This window comes from Streptomyces sp. NRRL WC-3549, assembly GCF_000721935.1.
In the GTDB taxonomy this organism is placed as follows: Bacteria; Actinomycetota; Actinomycetes; order Streptomycetales; family Streptomycetaceae; genus Streptomyces.
Genome location: NZ_KL585405.1, coordinates 22,183 through 22,544, shown reverse-complemented (window position 1 = coordinate 22,544; position 362 = coordinate 22,183). Strand labels below are relative to the sequence as shown.

Below are 362 nucleotides of genomic sequence, written 5' to 3'. Positions count from 1 at the left end.
ATGTGTATAAGAGACAGGTGTACAGCACCGCGCGCGCCCCGACGTGGGCGGCGGCCACGGCGTCGTCCACGGCGTCCCCGATCACCACCGCGCGTTCGGGGGCTACCCCCTCCAGCGCCTCGAAGTGCCGCTCCATGTGCAGGGCCTTACTACCCCCGGACGGGCCGGTGCGGCCGTCCACCCGCACGAAGTGGGGCTCGATGCCGTGGTCCCGCACCACGGGGACCAGGTGCTCGTGCCCGTACATGCTCAGCAGCGACTGGCTGTGCCCGGCCCGCTTCCAGCGGACCAGCAGCTCCTCGACGCCCGGGGTGAGCCCGCAGGCGACCCGCTGCTCGGCGTCTGTCTCTTATACACATCTC

1 pseudogene is annotated in these 362 nt (G+C 70.7%); it reads right to left on the bottom strand.

The window, feature by feature from the left end:
- Window positions 1-340 (bottom strand): annotated as a pseudogene (locus tag IH13_RS0118120) (HAD family hydrolase); the annotation flags it as partial.
- Window positions 341-362 lie beyond the last annotated feature (22 nt).